This is a genomic window from Streptomyces sp. NPDC045026, assembly GCF_056432625.1.
This window is the reverse complement of record NZ_JBWKIS010000003.1, coordinates 342,421-359,614: the sequence shown is the minus strand read 5'-3', so window position 1 is coordinate 359,614 and position 17,194 is coordinate 342,421. Positions and strand designations below refer to the sequence as shown.

Sequence of the window (17,194 nt, the reverse complement as noted above, 5' to 3'; positions counted from 1 at the left end):
ATTCTTGGTATGTCACTGCAACTGACTGGCGCGGGGGCGCAGAAGTTGCCGTCTGTAAGCGAACCGATACCGAATTCACCCCGTGGGGTTACCCACGGGGTGACGAGGGATCAGTGCTTATAGAACCCCTGCCCGCTCTTGCGCCCGATGTCACCGGCGTCAACCATCCGGCGCATCAGCTCGGGCGGAGCGAACTTCTCGTCCTGGGACTCGGTGTAGATGTTGCTGGTGGCGTGCAGCAGGATGTCGACACCCGTGAGGTCGGCGGTGGCGAGCGGCCCCATCGCGTGGCCGAAGCCGAGCTTGCAGGCAATGTCGATGTCCTCGGCGGTGGCGACGCCCGACTCGTACAGCTTGGCGGCCTCGACGACGAGGGCCGAGATCAGCCGCGTGGTCACGAAGCCCGCGACGTCGCGGTTGACGACGATGCAGGTCTTGCCGACGGATTCGGCGAACTCCCGCGTGGTGGCGAGCGTTTCGTCGCTCGTCTTGTAGCCGCGGACCAGCTCGCACAGCTGCATCATCGGCACCGGCGAGAAGAAGTGGGCGCCGACGACGCGCTCCGGGCGCTCCGTGACGGCCGCGATCTTCGTGATCGGGATGGCAGAGGTGTTCGAGGCGAGCACGGCGTCCTCGCGGACGATCTTGTCCAGCGCCCGGAAGATCTCGTGCTTGACCTCGAGCTTCTCGAAGACGGCCTCGACGACGATGTCAGCGTCGGCCACCGCGTCCAGATCGGTGGTCGTGGTGATGCGCCCGAGCGCGGCCTCGGCGTCCTGCGCGGACAGCTTGCCCTTGCTCACGAACTTGTCGTACGAGGCCTTGATGCCGTCGGTGCCACGGGCCAGGGCGGCGTCGGTGACGTCGCGCAGGACGACGTCCCAGCCCGCCTGCGCCGAGACCTGGGCGATGCCGGACCCCATGAGTCCGGCTCCGATGACGGCGAGCTTCCCTGCCACTGTGCGACTCCCCTTACCCGCTGACCGCGTACCACTTGCAACTGACCGCTGACCGCTGTTCACGTGTCTCTCCGGCGGACATTAGCGTCCGCGAGGGGTCGTGGGGCCGCGAAGTAATGCGCGTCACGTCTCGAATGACGGACATCACACCGGACGGGCCATCAGGCGTCGCGTACGGCGTAGTTGAGCACCGGCTCACCCAGGAGGCCCTCCATCTCGTCGAGCAGGCCGAGTGCTTCGCGGGACACCTCCCCGGCCGGCCTCGCCTTGATCATCTCGGCGGCGATGCGGGAAAGCAGCGTCGTGTGGATCCAGTTGATCTGTCCGGCCATGAGGGCGGGCAGCGTGTCGCGGTCGTCCGCCGCCGTCTCCTCGCGCAGCGTCGCCTCGAGCAGGGTCAGCGACTCCTGCTGCATGTACCAGAGCCGGGCCCGCAGTCCGGCCGCTCCCTCGATGACCTTCATGAAGCGGTCGTAGCCCTCGATCAGGCCGACCTCGGGCGACACGGCGACGACTTCGCGACGCAGCTCGCGCAGGACGGCCTCGGCCGCGGACTCGCCCCGGTCACGTCCGCGCACGAAGCGGGAGAGCCGGGCCACGCTGCCCTTGGCCCGGTCGAGGAACAGGTCTTCCTTGGCCTGGAAGTAGTTGTAGACGGTGTTGACGGAGACGTCGGCCGCTTCGGCGACCTCGGCGATCGTCACCTCGTCGAAGCCGCGCTCCAGGAAAAGGCCCGTGGCCACATCGGAGATGTGCTGCCTGGCCAGCCGTTTCTTGCGCTCACGCAGTCCCTCTGCCATGCGGCCAGTCTAGCTTTCGTTGTGCTCACTTGAATTTTGGGGACATTGCAAAATTTCAGTGACTCTGTTTTTCTGGACCCATGGCAGTCATCAGCACGTCCGGCCTGGCCCGGACCTTCACCACCCCACGCGGCCCCGTCGAGGCGGTGCGCGGCATCGACCTGACCGTGCGGCCCGGCGAGATCCTCGGCCTCCTCGGCCCGAACGGCGCGGGCAAGACGACGACCCTGCGCATGCTCACGACGCTCCTCCCGCCCACCGGGGGCGCCGCCACCGTCGCGGGCTGCGACCTGGCGACGGATCCGGCGGGCGTGCGCCGTGCGGTCGGATACGTCGCCCAGTCCGGCGGCGTCGACCCGAACATCTCCGTACGGGAGGAACTGGTCACCCAGGGGCGGCTGTACCGGCTGCCCAAGGCGCGGGCGGTGGCGCGCGCCGGCGAGCTGGCCGAGGACCTCGGTCTCACGGAGCTCCTCGACCGCAGGACCGCCGCGCTCTCCGGCGGGCAGCGGCGCCGCCTCGACATCGCGATGGGAATCGTGCACCGCCCGAAGGTGCTCTTCCTCGACGAGCCGACGACCGGACTCGACCCGGCCGGCCGCGCCGATCTGTGGGACCTCGTGCGGCGCCTGCGCGACGAGCACGGCACGACTGTCTTCCTCACCACCCACTACCTCGACGAGGCCGACGCGCTCGCCGACCGGATCGCCGTCGTGGACAAGGGAGTTGTGGCCGCGGAGGGCACCCCGGGCGCGCTCAAGCTGGCGTACGGCGGGTCGCTCGACGCGACGCTCCAGGACACCTTCCTCGCGATCACCGGGCGCGGCCCGGCGACCGCACCGACGACTCCCGTGGCGGTGTGACGGGCATGAACACCGGGACCGGCATGAAGACCCTGCTCTCCGACACCGCGCTGATCTTCGGGCGCTATGCCCGACAGACCCTCAACTCCAAGTTCCAGATGCTCTTCGGCGTCCTGATGCCGCTGCTGTACCTGCTGTTCTTCGGGCCGCTGCTCACCGATGTGCCCTTGGGCTCGGCCGGCAGCTCCTGGCAGGTGCTCGTGCCGGGGCTGCTGCTCCAACTGGCCTTGTTCGGCGGGCTGTTCTCCGGTTTCGCGATCATTATCGAGAAGAACTACGGCGTGGTGGAGCGCATGCGCGTCACCCCCGTCAGCCGTCTCGCGCTGCTGCTCGGGAGAGTGCTGCGCGACGCCGTGCTCTTCGTCCTCCAGGCGGTCCTCCTCGTCCTCGCCGCGCTGGTGATGGGGCTGAGGGCGCCGCTGGCCGGCGTCCTCATCGGGTTCGCGTTCGTCGCGCTCCTGACCGTCGCCCTCGGCTCCATGTCGTACACGGTGGCCATGAAGGTCGACCGGCCACAGGAGTTCGGCCCGATCGTCAACGCCGTCTCGATGCCGTCGATGCTCCTGTCCGGGCTGATGCTGCCGATGGCGCTCGCGCCTGGCTGGCTCGACGTCCTGTCGCACTTCATGCCGATCCGCTATCCGGTCGACGCGATGCGCGACGCGTACGTCGGCCACTACGCGACCGCGCACATGCTGTACGGGGTCCTGGTCGCCCTCGCCCTGGCAGCGCTCGCCGTGACGGTCGGCACACGTGGCTTCCGCAGGGCGGCCGCGTAACTACGCTGACCCCATGGTCAATCTGACGCGTATCTACACCAGGACCGGCGACCAGGGCACGACCGCCCTCGGCGACATGAGCCGGACCGCCAAGACCGATCTGCGGATCTCCGCCTACGCCGACGCCAACGAGGCCAATGCCGTCATCGGCACGGCGGTCGCGCTCGGCGGGCTCGACGAGGAGGTCGTGAAGGTCCTCGTACGGGTCCAGAACGACCTGTTCGACGTGGGCGCCGACCTGTCGACGCCCGTGGTCGAAGAACCGAAGTACCCGCCGCTGCGCGTCGAGCAGTTCTACGTCGACAAGCTGGAGGCGGACTGCGACCACTTCAACGAGCAGCTGGAGAAGCTCCGGTCCTTCATCCTGCCCGGGGGCACCGCGGGCGCGGCGCTGCTGCACCAGGCGTGCACCGTGGTCCGCAGGGCCGAGCGCTCCACGTGGGCGGCGCTGGAGGTGCACGGCGAGTCGATGAACCCGCTGACGGCGACGTATCTGAACCGCCTCTCCGACCTCCTGTTCATCCTGGCGCGCACGGCGAACAAGGAGGTCGGGGACGTGCTGTGGGTCCCGGGCGGCGAGCGCTAGCAGTCGAGAGCGGGCGCCTTCTTCGGGAACAGCGTGTAGCTGAGCGCGATCACGAGGTTGATGCCGATCACGAAGAGCATCTTCTGCTGCCACATCCGCAGCGAACCGATGTTCCCGTCGCCGCCCACGTACCAGATCGCGCCCTGAAGCAGGGCGAGCGCGACGGCGCAGGCGAGGATCCAGCGCGCGGCCGTCCGCCACTCGTGGGCGGCGCGCGCGGCCCCGTACCTCGGCGGCTTCACCGGGGGCGGTCCCCCGGCGAAGCGGTGGGCGACCCGGGCGTCCACCCACTTGACGGTGGAGTGGCCGAGCCCCACCGAGAAGCCGATGTAGACGGCGGCGAGGCCGTGTTTCCAGTCCGGCTCGGCCCCGTTCTTGAGGTCCATCGCGGTGACGACGAACAGGACGACCTCCAGGAGCGGCTCGCACAGCAGGACGCCGACGCTCGTGCGCGGCATCTTCGCCACGTAGCGCAGGGCGAGTCCCGCGGCGAGCAGCACCCAGAAGCCGATCTCGCAGGCGACGATCAGCGTGACGATCACGGCGGGCTCCTCGGGACGGGGCTGGTAGTCCGACCGGTGGGTCTGACTGGTGGTCCGGTTTGTGGTCCGGCTTGTGGTCTCCTTCCAGCGTCGGGCCGCCGCGCCCGCCCATCGTCGTCGCCGGTGACGAAACGGGACTGCATCCTTCGATGTACACCGGTCGCGCGGGCCCGCCCGCCAGGTGCAGGCGCGGCCCCGTCCCGCCGTATTGAATGGGTGGCATGCCCCTGCCCTTCGCCCGCCCGCACCGCGACGACGTCCGTATCGCGGCGGTCGGGCTGCTCGGCGGACTCCTGCTGTGGGCGCTCGGCCTGACCAACAGCCAGGGCTTGCGGGTCCTCGGCGGTGGCTGGCTGCTGCTGCCGCTCTGCGCGATGGCGGGCCTGGAGCTGCTGCGCAGGAGCGCGCCGCAGACCGCTCTGGTCCTCGGCACGTTCGTCCTGATCGCGGACCAGTTCACGCCGGGCAGCCTCGCGACGACGCTGATGTTCACGGACCTCGTCTACGCGGCCGTCCTGTACGGCACCCCGGCCGCCGCCCGCCGCATCCCGGTGACCACGGCGCTGATCACCATCGCGGTGACTCTGGGGTTCCTGGCCTGGTTCCGGCGGCCGGAGGCGTTCCTGATCGGGGTCGTCACCGGCCTCGTGTCGTTCGCGCCGGCCGCCACCGGAGTCCTCGTACGCAACCACCGCGAGGCCGCCGACTCCGCGCGGCTGCGTGCCGAACAGACCGCGCTGCTCGCCGAGATGGACCGCACCCAGGCGGTCGTCGCCGAGCGCGCCCGGATGGCCCGCGAGCTGCACGACATGGTCGCCAACCATCTGTCGGCGATCGCCATCCACTCGACGGCGGCGCTCTCGCTCGACGATCCGAGGACCACACAGCAGGCCCTCACGGTCATCCGCGAGAACAGCGTGGAGGGCCTCGCCGAGATGCGCCGCCTCATCGGCATCCTGCGGGACGACAGCGGAGACTCCCAGGGCGAGCCCGTCGCCGCACCCACGCTGGACGGCCTCGGAGCCCTCGTCGGGCAGTCCCGCGCCAACGGCCTCGATGTCGCGCTCACCGTCGGCGACGGCGTCGGCGGCCTGCCCGCGCCGATCGAGCTGGCCGCGTACCGCATCGTGCAGGAATCGCTCACGAACGCCCTCAAGCACGCGTCACCCGGCACCGTCTCCGTGGCCGTCCACCGTACCGACGGCGCCCTGACGGTGCGGGTGACCAGCCCGTACGGGGATCTGGACGGTCCGCGCGCACCCGGCTCGGGCGCCGGGCTCATCGGGATGCGCGAGCGCAGCGCTCTGCTGCGCGGCACGTTCGAGGCGGGTCCCGAGAGCGGGCCCGGCAGCAAGATCTGGCTGGTGAGGGCCGAGCTGCCCGTCGGCCCGGCTGACGAAGGAGTGTCCGAATGAACCGGGTGATCCGGGTACTTGTCGCCGAGGACCAGTCCGCCGTACGGGCGGGGCTCGTCCTGATCCTGGGCAGCGCCCCCGACATCGAGGTCGTCGGGGAGGCGGCGGACGGCGAGCAGGCGGTGGCGATGGCGCGCGAACTTCGGCCGGATCTGGTCCTCATGGACATCCAGATGCCGCGCCTCGACGGCGTCTCGGCGACCCGCCAGGTGGTCTCCGAGGGGCTCGCGGACGTACTGGTCCTGACGACGTTCGACCTCGACGAGTACGTCTTCGGGGCGCTGCGCGCGGGCGCCGGCGGCTTCCTGCTGAAGAACACCGAGGCGAAGGACCTGATCGAGGGTGTCCGCACGGTCGCGCGCGGTGAGGGGCTGATCGCTGCGGCGGTCACCCGCAAGCTCATCGCCGAGTTCGCGGCGAAGCCCGTGCGCCCGGAGCCGGGGCCCGCGCCCGCGGGGCTCGACACCCTCACGCGCCGGGAGCGGGAGGTGCTTTCCTGCCTCGGCGACGGCTTGTCGAACGCGGAGATCGCGGTGCGGCTGGGGATGGCGGAGGCGACGGTGAAGACGCACGTCAGCAGGATGCTGGGGAAGCTGGAACTGCGCAGCAGGGTGCAAGCGGCCGTGCTGGCGCAGGAGTTGGGGCTGTGAGGGGCCAATTCCTGTAATTGGTTTAGACCTTGACCGCTGGTCCAGACCTTTCTATTCTCACGGCACTGCGGTGAGCGCAACCATGCACATGACCATCACGACCAGCACGGCGATGCTCACGGGCGGCGCAGGGTTCCACCCCCGTCATGTCCCCCGGACCACCCGAGGAGCACCCCTTGCGCTTGAGACTCAGACAGAGAGCCGTCGCAGGCCTCACCACCCTGCTGCTCCCGGCCGCCGCCCTCGTCGGCCTCGCCACCCCCTCCCACGCGGCCGCCGCCGCGAGCACCGCCACCGCGACCTACGCCAAGACCCAGGACTGGGGCACCGGCTTCGAAGGCAAGTGGACCGTCAAGAACACCGGTACCACGGCGCTCAGTTCATGGACCGTCGAGTGGGACTTCCCCGCCGGCACCAAGGTGACCTCGGCCTGGGACGCCACCGTCACCAACTCCGCCGACCACTGGACCGCCAAGAACCTCTCCTGGAACGGGTCGCTCGCCCCCGGCGCCTCGATCTCCTTCGGATTCAACGGCTCGGGCCCCGGCGCCCCCTCCGGCTGCAAGCTCAACGGCGCCTCCTGCGACGGCGGTGACGTCCCCGGTGACGCGGCCCCCTCCGCGCCCGGCACCCCGACCGCCTCCTCCGTCACGAACACCTCGGTCAAGCTCGACTGGACCGCGGCCACCGACGACAAGGGCGTCAAGAACTACGACGTCCTGCGCGACGGCGCCAAGGTCGCGACGGTGACCGGGACTTCGTACTCCGACACCGGGCTCACCGCGGGCACCGACTACTCGTACACCGTCCAGGCCCGCGACACCGCGGACCAGAGCGGCCCCGCCTCCGGCTCGGTCCGGGTGCACACGACCGGCGGCGGCACCGACCCGGGCCCCGGCGGCAAGGTCAAGATGGGGTACTTCACCGACTGGGGCGTCTACGGCCGCCAATACTTCCCGAAGAACCTGGAGACCTCCGGCTCCGCCGCGAAGGTCACCCACATCAACTACGCCTTCGGCAACGTGCAGAACGGCCAGTGCACCATGGGTGACTCCTACGCCGACACGGACATGGCGTACACCGCGGCCAACTCCGTCTCCGGCGTCGCCGACACCTGGGACCAGCCGCTGCGCGGCGCGTTCAACCAGCTGCGCCAGCTGAAGGCCAAGCACCCGAACCTCAAGATCATCTGGTCGTTCGGCGGCTGGACCTGGTCCGGCGGCTTCCCGCAAGCGGCGCAGAACCCGGCAGCGTTCGCCGACTCCTGCTACAAGCTGGTCGAGGACCCGCGCTGGGCCGACGTCTTCGACGGCATCGACATCGACTGGGAGTACCCCAACGCCTGCGGCCTGTCCTGCGACACCTCGGGCCAGGACGCCCTGAAGAAGCTGTCCTCCGCACTGCGCGCCAGGTTCGGCTCCAGCAACCTGGTGACGGCGGCGATCACGGCCGACGCCTCCACCGGCGGCAAGATCGAGAAGAACGACTACGCGGGCGCGTCCCAGTCCTTCGACTGGTACAACGTCATGACCTACGACTTCTTCGGCGCCTTCAACGCCCAGGGCCCGACGGCCCCCCACTCCCCGCTCACCTCGTACCCCGGCATCCCGCAGCAGGGCTTCGACTCCGCTGACGCCATTGCCAAGCTGAAGGCCCAGGGCGTCCCGTCGAGCAAGCTCCTGCTCGGCATCGGCTTCTACGGCCGCGGCTGGACCGGCGTCACACAGAAGGAGCCGGGCGGCACAGCGACAGGCCCCGCCGCCGGCACCTACGAACAGGGCATCGAGGACTACAAGGTCCTCAAGACGAAGTGCCCCGCGAACGGGACGGTGGCCGGTACGGCGTACGCGTACTGCGGCTCCGACTGGTGGTCGTACGACACCCCCGCGACCATCAACTCCAAGATGGCCTGGGCCAAGAGCCAGAACCTGGGCGGCGCCTTCTTCTGGGAGTTCAGCGGTGACACCGCGGGCGGCGAGCTGGTGACCGCGATCGACGGCGGCCTGAAGTAGCAGCGCCGGGCCGCACATGACGGAAGCCGGGTGAACAGGGCCGCCCCCTGTTCACCCGGCTTCTCCATGCAAAGACTCAGGCCACGTTCACCCTCTGGCCGGGAGGCGCCGCCTCCAGCCACGCCAGGAAACCGGTCAGCGCGTCCTCGCTCATCGCCAGCTCGAGACGCGAGCCGCGGTGCGAGCACGCGAGGACGATCGCGTCCGAGAGCAGAGCCAGCTCCTCCTCGCCCTCCGGAGCACGCCGCCCCGTCACCTCGATCGCCGAGCGCTCAAGGGTGCGACGGGGCCTGACCGAGTAGGAGAAGACCCGGAACCACTCGATCCGGTCGCCGTTGTAGCGGGCCACGCCGTAGCCCCAGCCCTTGCCGGAGGCATCGCCACCCTCGGCGACGTCCCACCGCAGGGAGCAGTCGAAGGTGCCCCCCGAGCGCTGGATCAGCCGGCGCCTCAGTCCGAAGACGAACAGCCCCAGCAATACGAGTACGACGACCGCGACCACGCACAGCACAAGAACGAGGACCATTCGTACCGACCTCCTCGCCTCATCTGATAACGGGCCCGACAGCGGATCCGATAACGGAACTGCAAAATTGACCAAGGATCGCCTCAGCCGCGACCCGGTCCGGAGGAGTTCTCCGGTCCTGGCCGCGGCTGAGTCATGTCACTCCGCGCTCCCCCATAGCCTAAAGGGCCTGGGGGTGCCCCCAGGGCTCAGCGCGTCGCCACCGCACGCAGACGGACGTCCGCGCGACGCTCGGCGGATGCGTCCGCATCCGACTGAGCACGCTCGAGCGCCCGCTCCGCACGCTGGACATCGATCTCGTCCGAAAGCTCGGCGATCTCGGCGAGCAGGGAAAGCTTGTTGTCGGCGAACGAGACGAAACCGCCGTGCACAGCGGCGACAACCGTCCCGCCGTCGCTCGTGCGGATCATCACCGGGCCCGACTCCAGCACACCGAGAAGCGGCTGGTGACCGGGCATGACGCCGATGTCGCCGGACGTGGTGCGTGCGACGACCAGGGTGGCCTCGCCGGACCAGACACTGCGGTCCGCGGCGACGAGCTCGACGTGCAGCTCAGTAGCCAAGGTGGGCTCCTCGGGTCACCACCCGGCGGTTGCTGCCGGGTGTTGGGTCAAAGTCTAGTCGGCGTACGGAGAGGGGCGGGACACGCCCTGCGGGTATCCCCCGCCCCTCTCCCACGAGTCTGTGCTTCCGAAGAAGCCAGAATCAGGAGACGCCGAGCTCCTTGGCGTTGGCCTTCAGGTCCTCGATGCCACCGCACATGAAGAACGCCTGCTCGGGGAAGTGGTCGTAATCGCCGTCGCAGATCGCGTTGAACGCGGTGATCGACTCCTCGAGCGACACGTCCGAACCGTCCACGCCGGTGAACTGCTTGGCGGCGTGGGTGTTCTGCGACAGGAAGCGCTCGACGCGACGGGCACGGTGGACGATGAGCTTGTCCTCCTCGCCCAGCTCGTCGATACCGAGGATCGCGATGATGTCCTGGAGGTCCTTGTTCTTCTGCAGGATCGTCTTGACGCGCATGGCGGTGTCGTAGTGATCCTGCGCGATGTAACGCGGGTCCAGGATGCGGGACGTGGAGTCCAGCGGGTCCACGGCCGGGTAGATGCCCTTTTCGGAGATCGGACGGGAGAGAACCGTCGTCGCGTCGAGGTGGGCGAACGTGGTGGCCGGGGCCGGGTCGGTCAGGTCGTCCGCGGGGACGTAGATCGCCTGCATCGAGGTGATCGAGTGACCACGGGTCGACGTGATGCGCTCCTGGAGGAGACCCATCTCGTCGGCGAGGGTCGGCTGGTAACCCACCGCGGAAGGCATGCGGCCGAGCAGGGTCGAGACCTCGGAACCGGCCTGCGTGAAGCGGAAGATGTTGTCGATGAAGAACAGCACGTCCTGCTTCTGCACATCGCGGAAGTACTCCGCCATGGTCAGACCGGCCAGGGCGACGCGAAGACGCGTGCCCGGCGGCTCGTCCATCTGGCCGAAGACCAGCGCGGTCTTGTCCAGAACGCCGGCTTCCTCCATCTCGACCATGAGGTCGTTGCCCTCACGGGTGCGCTCGCCGACACCGGCGAAGACGGAGACACCGTCGTGCAGCTTGGCCACACGGACGATCATTTCCTGGATCAGAACGGTCTTGCCGACACCGGCACCACCGAACAGACCGATCTTTCCACCCTTGACGTACGGGGTGAGAAGGTCGACGACCTTCAGGCCGGTCTCGAACATCTCGGTCTTCGACTCGAGCTGGTCGAAGGCCGGGGCCTTGCGGTGGATCGTCCAGCGCGGGGCGTCCGCAACCGACGACGGGTCGTCGTTCAGGACCTCGCCGAGGGTGTTGAACACACGACCCTTGGTCACGTCGCCGACGGGCACCGAGATGCCGGCGCCGGTGTTGGTCACGGCAGCCTGGCGGACGAGGCCGTCCGTGGGCTGCATCGAGACCGTGCGGACCACGCCGTCACCCAGGTGCTGGGCGACCTCGAGGGTCAGCGTCTTCTTCGCGCCCGCGGTGGCCGGGTCGTCGACCTCGACGTGCAGGGCGTTGTAGATCTCCGGCATCGCGTCGACGGGGAACTCCACGTCGACGACCGGGCCGATGACCCGGGCGACGCGGCCCGTGGCAACGGCCGTCTCAACAGTGGTCGTCATTACTTGTCACTCCCCGCGGTCGCGTCGGACAGGGCTGCAGTGCCGCCGACGATCTCGCTGATTTCCTGGGTGATTTCGGCCTGGCGGGCCGCGTTGGCAAGTCGGGAGAGCGAGTTGATCAAGTCTCCCGCGTTGTCGGTGGCCGACTTCATCGCGCGGCGCGTGGCGGCGTGCTTGGAAGCAGCCGACTGGAGCAGCGCGTTGTAGATACGGCTCTCGACGTAGCGCGGCAGCAGGGCGTCGAGGACGTCCTCCGCCGACGGTTCGAAGTCGTACAGCGGAAGGATCTCGCCCTTGGACTTCGACTCCTCCGCCACCTCTTCGAGGCTGAGCGGAAGCAGACGGCCGTCAACGGCCGACTGCGTCATCATCGAGATGAACTCCGTGTAGACGATGTGGAGTTCATCCACGCCGCCCTCCGCCGAGTCCTTCTCGATGGCCTCGATCAGCGGGCCCGCGACCTTCTTGGCGTCCGCGTACGAGGGCTCGTCGGTGAAGCCCGTCCACTGCTCCGCGATCTTGCGCTCACGGAAGTTGTAGTGGGCGACACCACGGCGGCCGACGATGTAGATCTCGACCTCCCTGCCCTCGGCCTCGAGACGCGCGGTCAGCTTCTCCGCGGCCTTGATGGCGTTCGAGTTGAAGGCGCCGGCCAGTCCGCGGTCGCTCGTGAGGAGCAGCACCGCGGAGCGCGTCGCCGTCTCCGGCTCCGTCGTCAGCGGGTGGTTCGTGTTCGAACCGGTGCCGACAGCCGTGACCGCGCGGGTGAGCTCGGTCGCGTACGGCGTGGAGGCCGTCACCTTGCGCTGCGCCTTGACGACACGCGAGGCGGCGATCATCTCCATCGCCTTGGTGATCTTCTTGGTCGCGGTGACGGATTTGATGCGACGCTTGTAGACCCGGAGCTGGGCTCCCATGAGTCAGGTCCCTTCCGTCGTCACTTACCGGCGGCGGCCGGAGCGTCCTCGCCGAGAAGCTTCCCGTCCGAGGTCTCGAACTGCTTCTTGAAGTCCGCGATGGCGTCGGCGGTGGCGGTCAGGGTGTCGTCCGACATCTTGCCGCCCTCCTTGATGGAGGTCATCAGGCCCTGCTCCTTGCGGTGCAGGTAGTCGAGCAGCTCGCGCTCGAAGCGCCGGATGTCCACGACCGGGACGTCGTCCATCTTGCCGGTGGTGCCGGCCCAGACGGAGACAACCTGGTCCTCGGTCGCCATCGGCTGGTACTGGGGCTGCTTGAGCAGCTCGACCATGCGCTGACCGCGCTCCAGCTGCGCCTTCGACGCGGCGTCCAGGTCGGAACCGAAGGCGGCGAACGCCTCGAGCTCACGGAACTGGGCGAGGTCCACGCGGAGGCGGCCGGAGACCTGCTTCATCGCCTTGTGCTGCGCGGAACCACCGACTCGGGAGACGGAGATACCGACGTTCAGCGCGGGGCGCTGACCGGCGTTGAACAGGTCCGACTCCAGGAAGCACTGGCCGTCGGTGATGGAGATGACGTTGGTCGGGATGAACGCCGACACGTCGTTCGCCTTGGTCTCGACGATCGGCAGACCGGTCATCGAGCCGGCACCCATCTCGTCCGAGAGCTTCGCGCAGCGCTCGAGGAGGCGGGAGTGCAGGTAGAAGACGTCACCCGGGTAGGCCTCGCGCCCCGGCGGGCGGCGGAGCAGCAGGGACACGGCGCGGTAGGCGTCGGCCTGCTTCGAGAGGTCGTCGAAGATGATGAGGACGTGCTTGCCCTCGTACATCCACTGCTGGCCGATGGCCGAACCGGTGTACGGCGCCAGGTACTTGAAGCCGGCCGGGTCGGACGCCGGGGCGGCGACGATGGTCGTGTACTCCAGCGCGCCGGCCTCTTCCAGGGCGCCACGCACGGAGGCGATGGTCGAGCCCTTCTGGCCGATGGCGACGTAGATGCAGCGGACCTGCTTCTTCGGGTCGCCGGTGCGCCAGTTGTCACGCTGGTTGATGATCGTGTCGACAGCCAGGGCGGTCTTGCCCGTCTGGCGGTCGCCGATGATCAGCTGACGCTGACCGCGGCCGATCGGGGTCATCGCGTCGACGGCCTTGTAGCCGGTCTCCATCGGCTCGTGCACCGACTTGCGCTGCATGACCGTGGGGGCCTGCAGCTCAAGGGCGCGACGCGCGCTGGTCTCGATCTCGCCGAGGCCGTCGATCGGGTTGCCGAGCGGGTCGACGACGCGACCCAGGTAGCCCTCGCCGACGGCCACGGAGAGCACCTCACCGGTGCGCTGCACCGGCTGGCCCTCCTCGATACCGGTGAACTCACCGAGCACGATGGCACCGATCTCGCGCTCCTCGAGGTTGAGGGCGAGGCCGAGGGTGCCGTCCTCGAACTTCAGCAGTTCGTTGGCCATGGCCGAGGGCAGGCCCTCGACCTTCGCGATACCGTCGCCGGCAAGGGTGACCGTACCGACCTCCTCGCGCGAGGCCGCGTCCGGCTTGTACGCCTGGACAAAGTTCTCCAGCGCGTCCCGGATCTCCTCCGGCCGGATCGTGAGCTCCGCCATCTGGGTTCCCTGCTCTCCTTGTTGGGCCCGAAAGTTTTCTTGGGGGGTCTGGGGTCAGCCCCCAGGAATCCTCTGCACGGCCCAACTAGGGCCGTAGGTACTACTACGTTGTGCGAGTCGGCTAGCCGGCCATGCGGCGGCTGGCGTCCTCAATGCGGTCCGCGATGCTTCCGTTGATGAGCTCGTCGCCCACCTGCACGTTGATCCCGCCGAGGACCTCGGGGTCCACGTCGAGGTTCAGGTGCATCTGACGCCCGTAGAGCTTCGCCAGGGCGGCGCCCAGGCGCTGCTTCTGCGCATCGCTCAGCGGAACCGCCGAGGTGACGACGGCGACCATGCGGTCCCGGCGCTCCGCGGCGAGCTTGGACAGGGACTCGAGTCCCATCTCCAGGCTACGTCCACGCGGCTGGGTCACAAGGCGCTCTACCAGACGCTCCGTGCCGGCCGTGGCGCGACCGCCGAGCAGGCTGCGCAGCAGCTCGCTCTTGGCCGTGCCCGTGGCGATACGGTCCGTGAGCGCGGCGCGCAGCTCGGTGCTCGCGGCGACGATCCGGCCGAACCGGAACAGCTCGTCCTCGACGTCGTCCAGCTCGCCGGCCTTCTGCGCCGCGGTCAGCTCGGCGATGTTGGCCAGCTCCTCGACGGAGTCGACCAGGTCGCGCGGAGCGGACCAGCGGGAGCGGACCAGGCCGGCCACCAGGTCGGCGGTCGTGCCGCTGACCTGGCCGCTCAGCAGGCGTCCCGCGAGCTCGGCCTTGGCCTCACCGGACTGCGCCGGGTCGGTCAGGACCCGACGCAGCGACACCTCGCGGTCGAGCAGCGCGGTGACCGCGGCAAGCTCGGAGGCGAGCTGTCGGGCGTCGACCGAGGTGCTGTCGGTCAGCGCGTCGAGACGCTCACGTGCGGAGGCGAGTGCCTCGCGGCTCGCTCCGTGGGCAGTCATCGAGCAGCCTCGGCCTTCGTCGCCGTCTCGTCGAGTCCGTCGAGGAAGCGGTCGATCGTGCGCGACTGCCGAGCGTGGTCCTCGAGCGACTCGCCGACCAGCTTGCCGGCCAGAGTGGTGGCCAGCTGGCCCACGTCCTGGCGCAGCGCCTGAGCGGCGGCCTTGCGGTCGGCCTCGATCTGCGAGTGGCCGGCGGCGATGATTTCCTCACGCTGCCGCTGGCCTTCCGCGCGCATCTCGGCGATGAGCGTGGCGCCCTGCTCCTGCGCCTCCTGGCGCAGCCGCGCGGCCTCGTGACGAGCCTCGGCGAGCTGAGCCTTGTACTGCTCAAGAACGCTCTGGGCCTCGGTCTGTGCGGCTTCGGCCTTCTCGATACCGCCTTCGATCAGCTCGCGACGCTCTTCCAGCACCTTGTTGATGCGCGGGAGGAGCTTCTTGGCGAAGAAGAAGAAAACGATGGCGAAGGCGATGGTGCCGACAAGCAGCTCGGGGCCGGCCGGGACAAGCGGGTTCTGCTTCTCCTCGGCCGCCAGCTGCACCAGGTTGGCGATCACATCAGTGCCTTTCGTCGAATAATGGTCTGTGAGGAGTTAGGTCACGTACCGTAAACGAACGGCAGAACGATGCCGATGAGGGCGAGCGCCTCACAGAAGGCGAAGCCGAGGATCTGGTTGGCGCGGATCAGACCGGCGGCCTCGGGCTGACGGGCCAGGGCCTGGGTGCCGTTACCGAAGACGATACCGACGCCGATGCCGGGGCCGATGGCAGCGAGACCGTAGCCGATGGAACCGAGGGAGCCGGAGACGCCAGCGGCGAGTTCGATGGTCGCGGACATGCCGTTACTTCCTTCTCTTTAACGAACCGGTGGGGGTTGGCCACCGGACGACAGGGGGTATGACGGGACGGACAGACTCAGTGGTGCTTGGCGACAGCGCCCTGAATGTAGGTGCTGGCGAGGAGTACGAAGACGTACGCCTGGACCGCCTGTACGAAAAGCTCGAAGAGGATCATGGCGATGGTCATCACGAAGGACACGCCCGCGGCCGGGATCATCCAGCTGTTCAGCAGGTACCAGGAGGCGACGGTGAACATCACCAGCATCAGGTGACCGGCGAACATGTTGGCGAACAGTCGCACCGCGTGCGTGAACGGACGGACCAGCAGGTTCGAGAAGAACTCGATGAACGAGACGAGCCACTTGATCGGGCCGAGCGAGCTGTCGTAGCCCGTGATGTTCTTCCAACCGCCCACGAAACCATGGCGCTTGAAGGTCAGCGGCACCCAGATCAGGTAGACGACGGCCGCGAGCACGACCGGGTACGCGAACACCGACGCGACCGGGAACTGGGTCAGCGGGATCACGGACCAGATGTTCATGATCCAGATGAAGAAGAACAGCGACACCATCAGGGGGACGTACTTCTCGCCCTCCTTCTTGCCCATCGTCTCGTAGACGATTCCGCGGCGTACGAAGTCGTACCCCGCCTCCACGGCCATCTGAAGCTTGCCCGGGACGACCTTGGCCTTGCCGAACGCTGCGTAGAAGACACTGACGACGACGAGCGTCGTCAGGAGAGCGAGCAGCATCACCTTGTTGAACTCGAACCCGCCGACGGTGAACAGCGGCTTGAAGAGGAACGAGTGCAGGCCAGGAGCCGGAAAGCCGCAGCCGTTGTCGGACATGATCCGACAGCTCCAGTCAAAGGCGAGCTCAGTCTGGTCAGCACTCACCACAGGCTCCTTCGGCGTGACGCATAGGTACGGCAACCTCGTTGTGTCGTTGCGGCGCGCAGCCGCGGATCGGCACCGGTCTGGTGTTTCGGATGTGGGGGCGGCAGGCAGGCAGTGAGCCTCGCAGTCGAGCAGGCGTCAGCTCAGATGCCCGCGCCCGCAGTGCCGCAGTTGGCACCGGACGATAGCAGTAACGCGAACCCGCATTTATCCCGCCCCTACCCCTCATGAGGACGACCCTGAATTCTCGGGCTTGTCGCTCTTCTCGGAGTCTTTGCCCGAGTCGGGATCGATATAGAAAATCTTGGCCTTCATGTGCGCACGCGCCTGCGCGGCCATCCATACGACGGTGGCGGCGACGAGTGAAGCGGCGAAGGCCCTGGGGTTGAACAGCGTCGTGTCCTTGAAGACGGCGACGAAGATCAGAAGCAGCAGCAACTGGGCGACGTAGAGCATCAGCCCCATCGCCTGGAAGAGCTGCGGAAGCGATTTTGCCGTCCGCTGGAGGACGACCTGCCCGAGGCCCATGAAGACGATGACGACCACCGTGCCGATGACAGCGCCGAGCGCCCCCTTGCCGCCGGCGAGCACACCACTGATCACGGCGGCAATCGCGCCGGCAATGGCTGTGGGCACAACGGCCTGGAGGAGGATCCGTGCGTCATTCGAGGGCATGGCGGCAGCTCCGCTAACTGGACGGGGGCAGGGTG

At 68.3% G+C, this 17,194-nt stretch carries 19 protein-coding genes; 6 read left to right on the top strand and 13 right to left on the bottom strand.

The window, feature by feature from the left end:
• Nucleotides 1–110: 110 nt before the first annotated feature.
• Together AC07EJ_RS09050 and AC07EJ_RS09045 are read right to left on the bottom strand one after the other, a co-directional pair.
• Nucleotides 111–959 (bottom strand): 3-hydroxyacyl-CoA dehydrogenase family protein, encoded by an 849-nt coding sequence (locus AC07EJ_RS09050; protein WP_227297243.1) that lies wholly within the window; start codon nucleotides 957–959, stop codon nucleotides 111–113.
• A gap of 161 nt (nucleotides 960–1,120) precedes the next feature.
• A complete protein-coding gene (locus AC07EJ_RS09045; RefSeq protein ID WP_478883993.1) occupies nucleotides 1,121–1,759 on the bottom strand; it encodes a TetR/AcrR family transcriptional regulator in 639 nt (212 codons plus the stop codon).
• An 80-nt stretch (nucleotides 1,760–1,839) separates the two neighbouring features.
• On the opposite strand from AC07EJ_RS09045, the gene AC07EJ_RS09040 reads away from it, so the two are divergent.
• From AC07EJ_RS09040 to AC07EJ_RS09030, 3 genes are read left to right on the top strand one after another with little or no spacing between them, the layout of a single operon-like run.
• Nucleotides 1,840–2,622, top strand: coding sequence for an ABC transporter ATP-binding protein (locus AC07EJ_RS09040; protein ID WP_478883992.1), 783 nt, complete (start codon nucleotides 1,840–1,842; stop codon nucleotides 2,620–2,622).
• Between the two features lie 23 nt (nucleotides 2,623–2,645).
• Nucleotides 2,646–3,401 carry an ABC transporter permease gene (locus AC07EJ_RS09035; protein ID WP_389478389.1) on the top strand — a complete coding sequence of 252 codons (756 nt, stop codon included), beginning with the start codon at nucleotides 2,646–2,648 and terminating at the stop codon, nucleotides 3,399–3,401.
• A 13-nt stretch (nucleotides 3,402–3,414) separates the two neighbouring features.
• Complete coding sequence (locus AC07EJ_RS09030) at nucleotides 3,415–3,987, top strand: cob(I)yrinic acid a,c-diamide adenosyltransferase (RefSeq protein ID WP_389478209.1); 573 nt, start codon at nucleotides 3,415–3,417, stop codon at nucleotides 3,985–3,987.
• Here the strand turns inward: AC07EJ_RS09030 and AC07EJ_RS09025 are convergent.
• Nucleotides 3,984–4,529, bottom strand: a complete 546-nt coding sequence (locus tag AC07EJ_RS09025; RefSeq protein ID WP_393584826.1) for a hypothetical protein — start codon at nucleotides 4,527–4,529, stop codon at nucleotides 3,984–3,986. The two genes, AC07EJ_RS09030 and AC07EJ_RS09025, sit on opposite strands and share 4 nt — an antisense overlap.
• 221 nt (nucleotides 4,530–4,750) lie before the next feature.
• Between AC07EJ_RS09025 and AC07EJ_RS09020 the strand changes: the two genes are divergently transcribed.
• The 3 genes from AC07EJ_RS09020 (at nucleotide 4,751) to AC07EJ_RS09010 (ending at nucleotide 8,606) form a co-directional block, all read left to right on the top strand.
• The gene (locus tag AC07EJ_RS09020) at nucleotides 4,751–5,944 is read left to right on the top strand and encodes a sensor histidine kinase (protein WP_389478207.1); all 1,194 of its coding nucleotides are present in this window, start codon (nucleotides 4,751–4,753) and stop codon (nucleotides 5,942–5,944) included.
• Complete coding sequence (locus AC07EJ_RS09015; RefSeq protein WP_389478206.1) at nucleotides 5,941–6,594, top strand: response regulator; 654 nt, start codon at nucleotides 5,941–5,943, stop codon at nucleotides 6,592–6,594. Before AC07EJ_RS09020 ends, AC07EJ_RS09015 begins: the two co-directional genes overlap by 4 nt.
• Before the next feature lie 146 nt (nucleotides 6,595–6,740).
• On the top strand, nucleotides 6,741–8,606 hold the full coding sequence (locus tag AC07EJ_RS09010) for a glycoside hydrolase family 18 chitinase (protein ID WP_393584823.1): 1,866 nt from the start codon (nucleotides 6,741–6,743) through the stop codon (nucleotides 8,604–8,606).
• 76 nt (nucleotides 8,607–8,682) lie between these two features.
• Here the strand turns inward: AC07EJ_RS09010 and AC07EJ_RS09005 are convergent, their stop codons facing one another.
• From AC07EJ_RS09005 to AC07EJ_RS08960, 10 genes are all read right to left on the bottom strand, one after another.
• Nucleotides 8,683–9,132, bottom strand: coding sequence for a DUF2550 domain-containing protein (locus AC07EJ_RS09005; RefSeq protein WP_389478203.1), 450 nt, complete (start codon nucleotides 9,130–9,132; stop codon nucleotides 8,683–8,685).
• Nucleotides 9,133–9,320: 188 nt separating this feature from the next.
• On the bottom strand, nucleotides 9,321–9,695 hold the full coding sequence (locus AC07EJ_RS09000; RefSeq protein ID WP_389478201.1) for a F0F1 ATP synthase subunit epsilon: 375 nt from the start codon (nucleotides 9,693–9,695) through the stop codon (nucleotides 9,321–9,323).
• A gap of 142 nt (nucleotides 9,696–9,837) precedes the next feature.
• The gene (gene atpD, locus AC07EJ_RS08995) at nucleotides 9,838–11,280 is read right to left on the bottom strand and encodes a F0F1 ATP synthase subunit beta (protein WP_389478200.1); all 1,443 of its coding nucleotides are present in this window, start codon (nucleotides 11,278–11,280) and stop codon (nucleotides 9,838–9,840) included.
• On the bottom strand, nucleotides 11,280–12,197 hold the full coding sequence (locus AC07EJ_RS08990) for a F0F1 ATP synthase subunit gamma (protein ID WP_389478198.1): 918 nt from the start codon (nucleotides 12,195–12,197) through the stop codon (nucleotides 11,280–11,282). The genes atpD and AC07EJ_RS08990 overlap by 1 nt, the downstream gene beginning before the upstream one ends.
• Nucleotides 12,198–12,217: 20 nt before the next feature.
• Nucleotides 12,218–13,810: a F0F1 ATP synthase subunit alpha gene (gene atpA, locus AC07EJ_RS08985; protein ID WP_389478197.1), complete on the bottom strand. Its 1,593-nt coding sequence runs from the start codon at nucleotides 13,808–13,810 to the stop codon at nucleotides 12,218–12,220.
• Between the two features lie 121 nt (nucleotides 13,811–13,931).
• Nucleotides 13,932–14,753 carry a F0F1 ATP synthase subunit delta gene (locus tag AC07EJ_RS08980; protein WP_478883991.1) on the bottom strand — a complete coding sequence of 274 codons (822 nt, stop codon included), beginning with the start codon at nucleotides 14,751–14,753 and terminating at the stop codon, nucleotides 13,932–13,934.
• Complete coding sequence (locus AC07EJ_RS08975; protein WP_389478194.1) at nucleotides 14,750–15,307, bottom strand: F0F1 ATP synthase subunit B; 558 nt, start codon at nucleotides 15,305–15,307, stop codon at nucleotides 14,750–14,752. The genes AC07EJ_RS08980 and AC07EJ_RS08975 overlap by 4 nt, the downstream gene beginning before the upstream one ends.
• 41 nt (nucleotides 15,308–15,348) lie before the next feature.
• Nucleotides 15,349–15,588: an ATP synthase F0 subunit C gene (gene atpE, locus AC07EJ_RS08970; protein WP_389478193.1), complete on the bottom strand. Its 240-nt coding sequence runs from the start codon at nucleotides 15,586–15,588 to the stop codon at nucleotides 15,349–15,351.
• A 77-nt stretch (nucleotides 15,589–15,665) separates the two neighbouring features.
• Nucleotides 15,666–16,436 (bottom strand): F0F1 ATP synthase subunit A, encoded by a 771-nt coding sequence (gene atpB / locus AC07EJ_RS08965; RefSeq protein WP_389478387.1) that lies wholly within the window; start codon nucleotides 16,434–16,436, stop codon nucleotides 15,666–15,668.
• Between the two features lie 273 nt (nucleotides 16,437–16,709).
• Nucleotides 16,710–17,159: a Cg1360 family ATP-synthase-associated protein gene (locus AC07EJ_RS08960; protein WP_362908222.1), complete on the bottom strand. Its 450-nt coding sequence runs from the start codon at nucleotides 17,157–17,159 to the stop codon at nucleotides 16,710–16,712.
• Between the last annotated feature and the right edge of the window lie 35 nt (nucleotides 17,160–17,194).

Bases quoted from the DNA above. Each gene is read 5' to 3' on its own strand.
- atpE (WP_389478193.1), bottom strand. From the start codon at position 15,588: ATGTCCGCGACCATCGAACTCGCCGCTGGCGTCTCCGGCTCCCTCGGT.
- AC07EJ_RS08990 (WP_389478198.1), bottom strand. From the start codon at position 12,197: ATGGGAGCCCAGCTCCGGGTCTACAAGCGTCGCATCAAATCCGTCACC.
- AC07EJ_RS09030 (WP_389478209.1), top strand. From the start codon at position 3,415: ATGGTCAATCTGACGCGTATCTACACCAGGACCGGCGACCAGGGCACG.
- atpB (WP_389478387.1), bottom strand. From the start codon at position 16,436: ATGTCCGACAACGGCTGCGGCTTTCCGGCTCCTGGCCTGCACTCGTTC.
- AC07EJ_RS09015 (WP_389478206.1), top strand. From the start codon at position 5,941: ATGAACCGGGTGATCCGGGTACTTGTCGCCGAGGACCAGTCCGCCGTA.
- AC07EJ_RS09010 (WP_393584823.1), top strand. From the start codon at position 6,741: ATGTCCCCCGGACCACCCGAGGAGCACCCCTTGCGCTTGAGACTCAGA.
- AC07EJ_RS09035 (WP_389478389.1), top strand. From the start codon at position 2,646: ATGAAGACCCTGCTCTCCGACACCGCGCTGATCTTCGGGCGCTATGCC.
- AC07EJ_RS09005 (WP_389478203.1), bottom strand. From the start codon at position 9,132: ATGGTCCTCGTTCTTGTGCTGTGCGTGGTCGCGGTCGTCGTACTCGTA.
- AC07EJ_RS09045 (WP_478883993.1), bottom strand. From the start codon at position 1,759: ATGGCAGAGGGACTGCGTGAGCGCAAGAAACGGCTGGCCAGGCAGCAC.
- AC07EJ_RS08960 (WP_362908222.1), bottom strand. From the start codon at position 17,159: ATGCCCTCGAATGACGCACGGATCCTCCTCCAGGCCGTTGTGCCCACA.
- AC07EJ_RS09020 (WP_389478207.1), top strand. From the start codon at position 4,751: ATGCCCCTGCCCTTCGCCCGCCCGCACCGCGACGACGTCCGTATCGCG.
- atpA (WP_389478197.1), bottom strand. From the start codon at position 13,810: ATGGCGGAGCTCACGATCCGGCCGGAGGAGATCCGGGACGCGCTGGAG.
- AC07EJ_RS09040 (WP_478883992.1), top strand. From the start codon at position 1,840: ATGGCAGTCATCAGCACGTCCGGCCTGGCCCGGACCTTCACCACCCCA.
- AC07EJ_RS08980 (WP_478883991.1), bottom strand. From the start codon at position 14,753: ATGACTGCCCACGGAGCGAGCCGCGAGGCACTCGCCTCCGCACGTGAG.
- atpD (WP_389478200.1), bottom strand. From the start codon at position 11,280: ATGACGACCACTGTTGAGACGGCCGTTGCCACGGGCCGCGTCGCCCGG.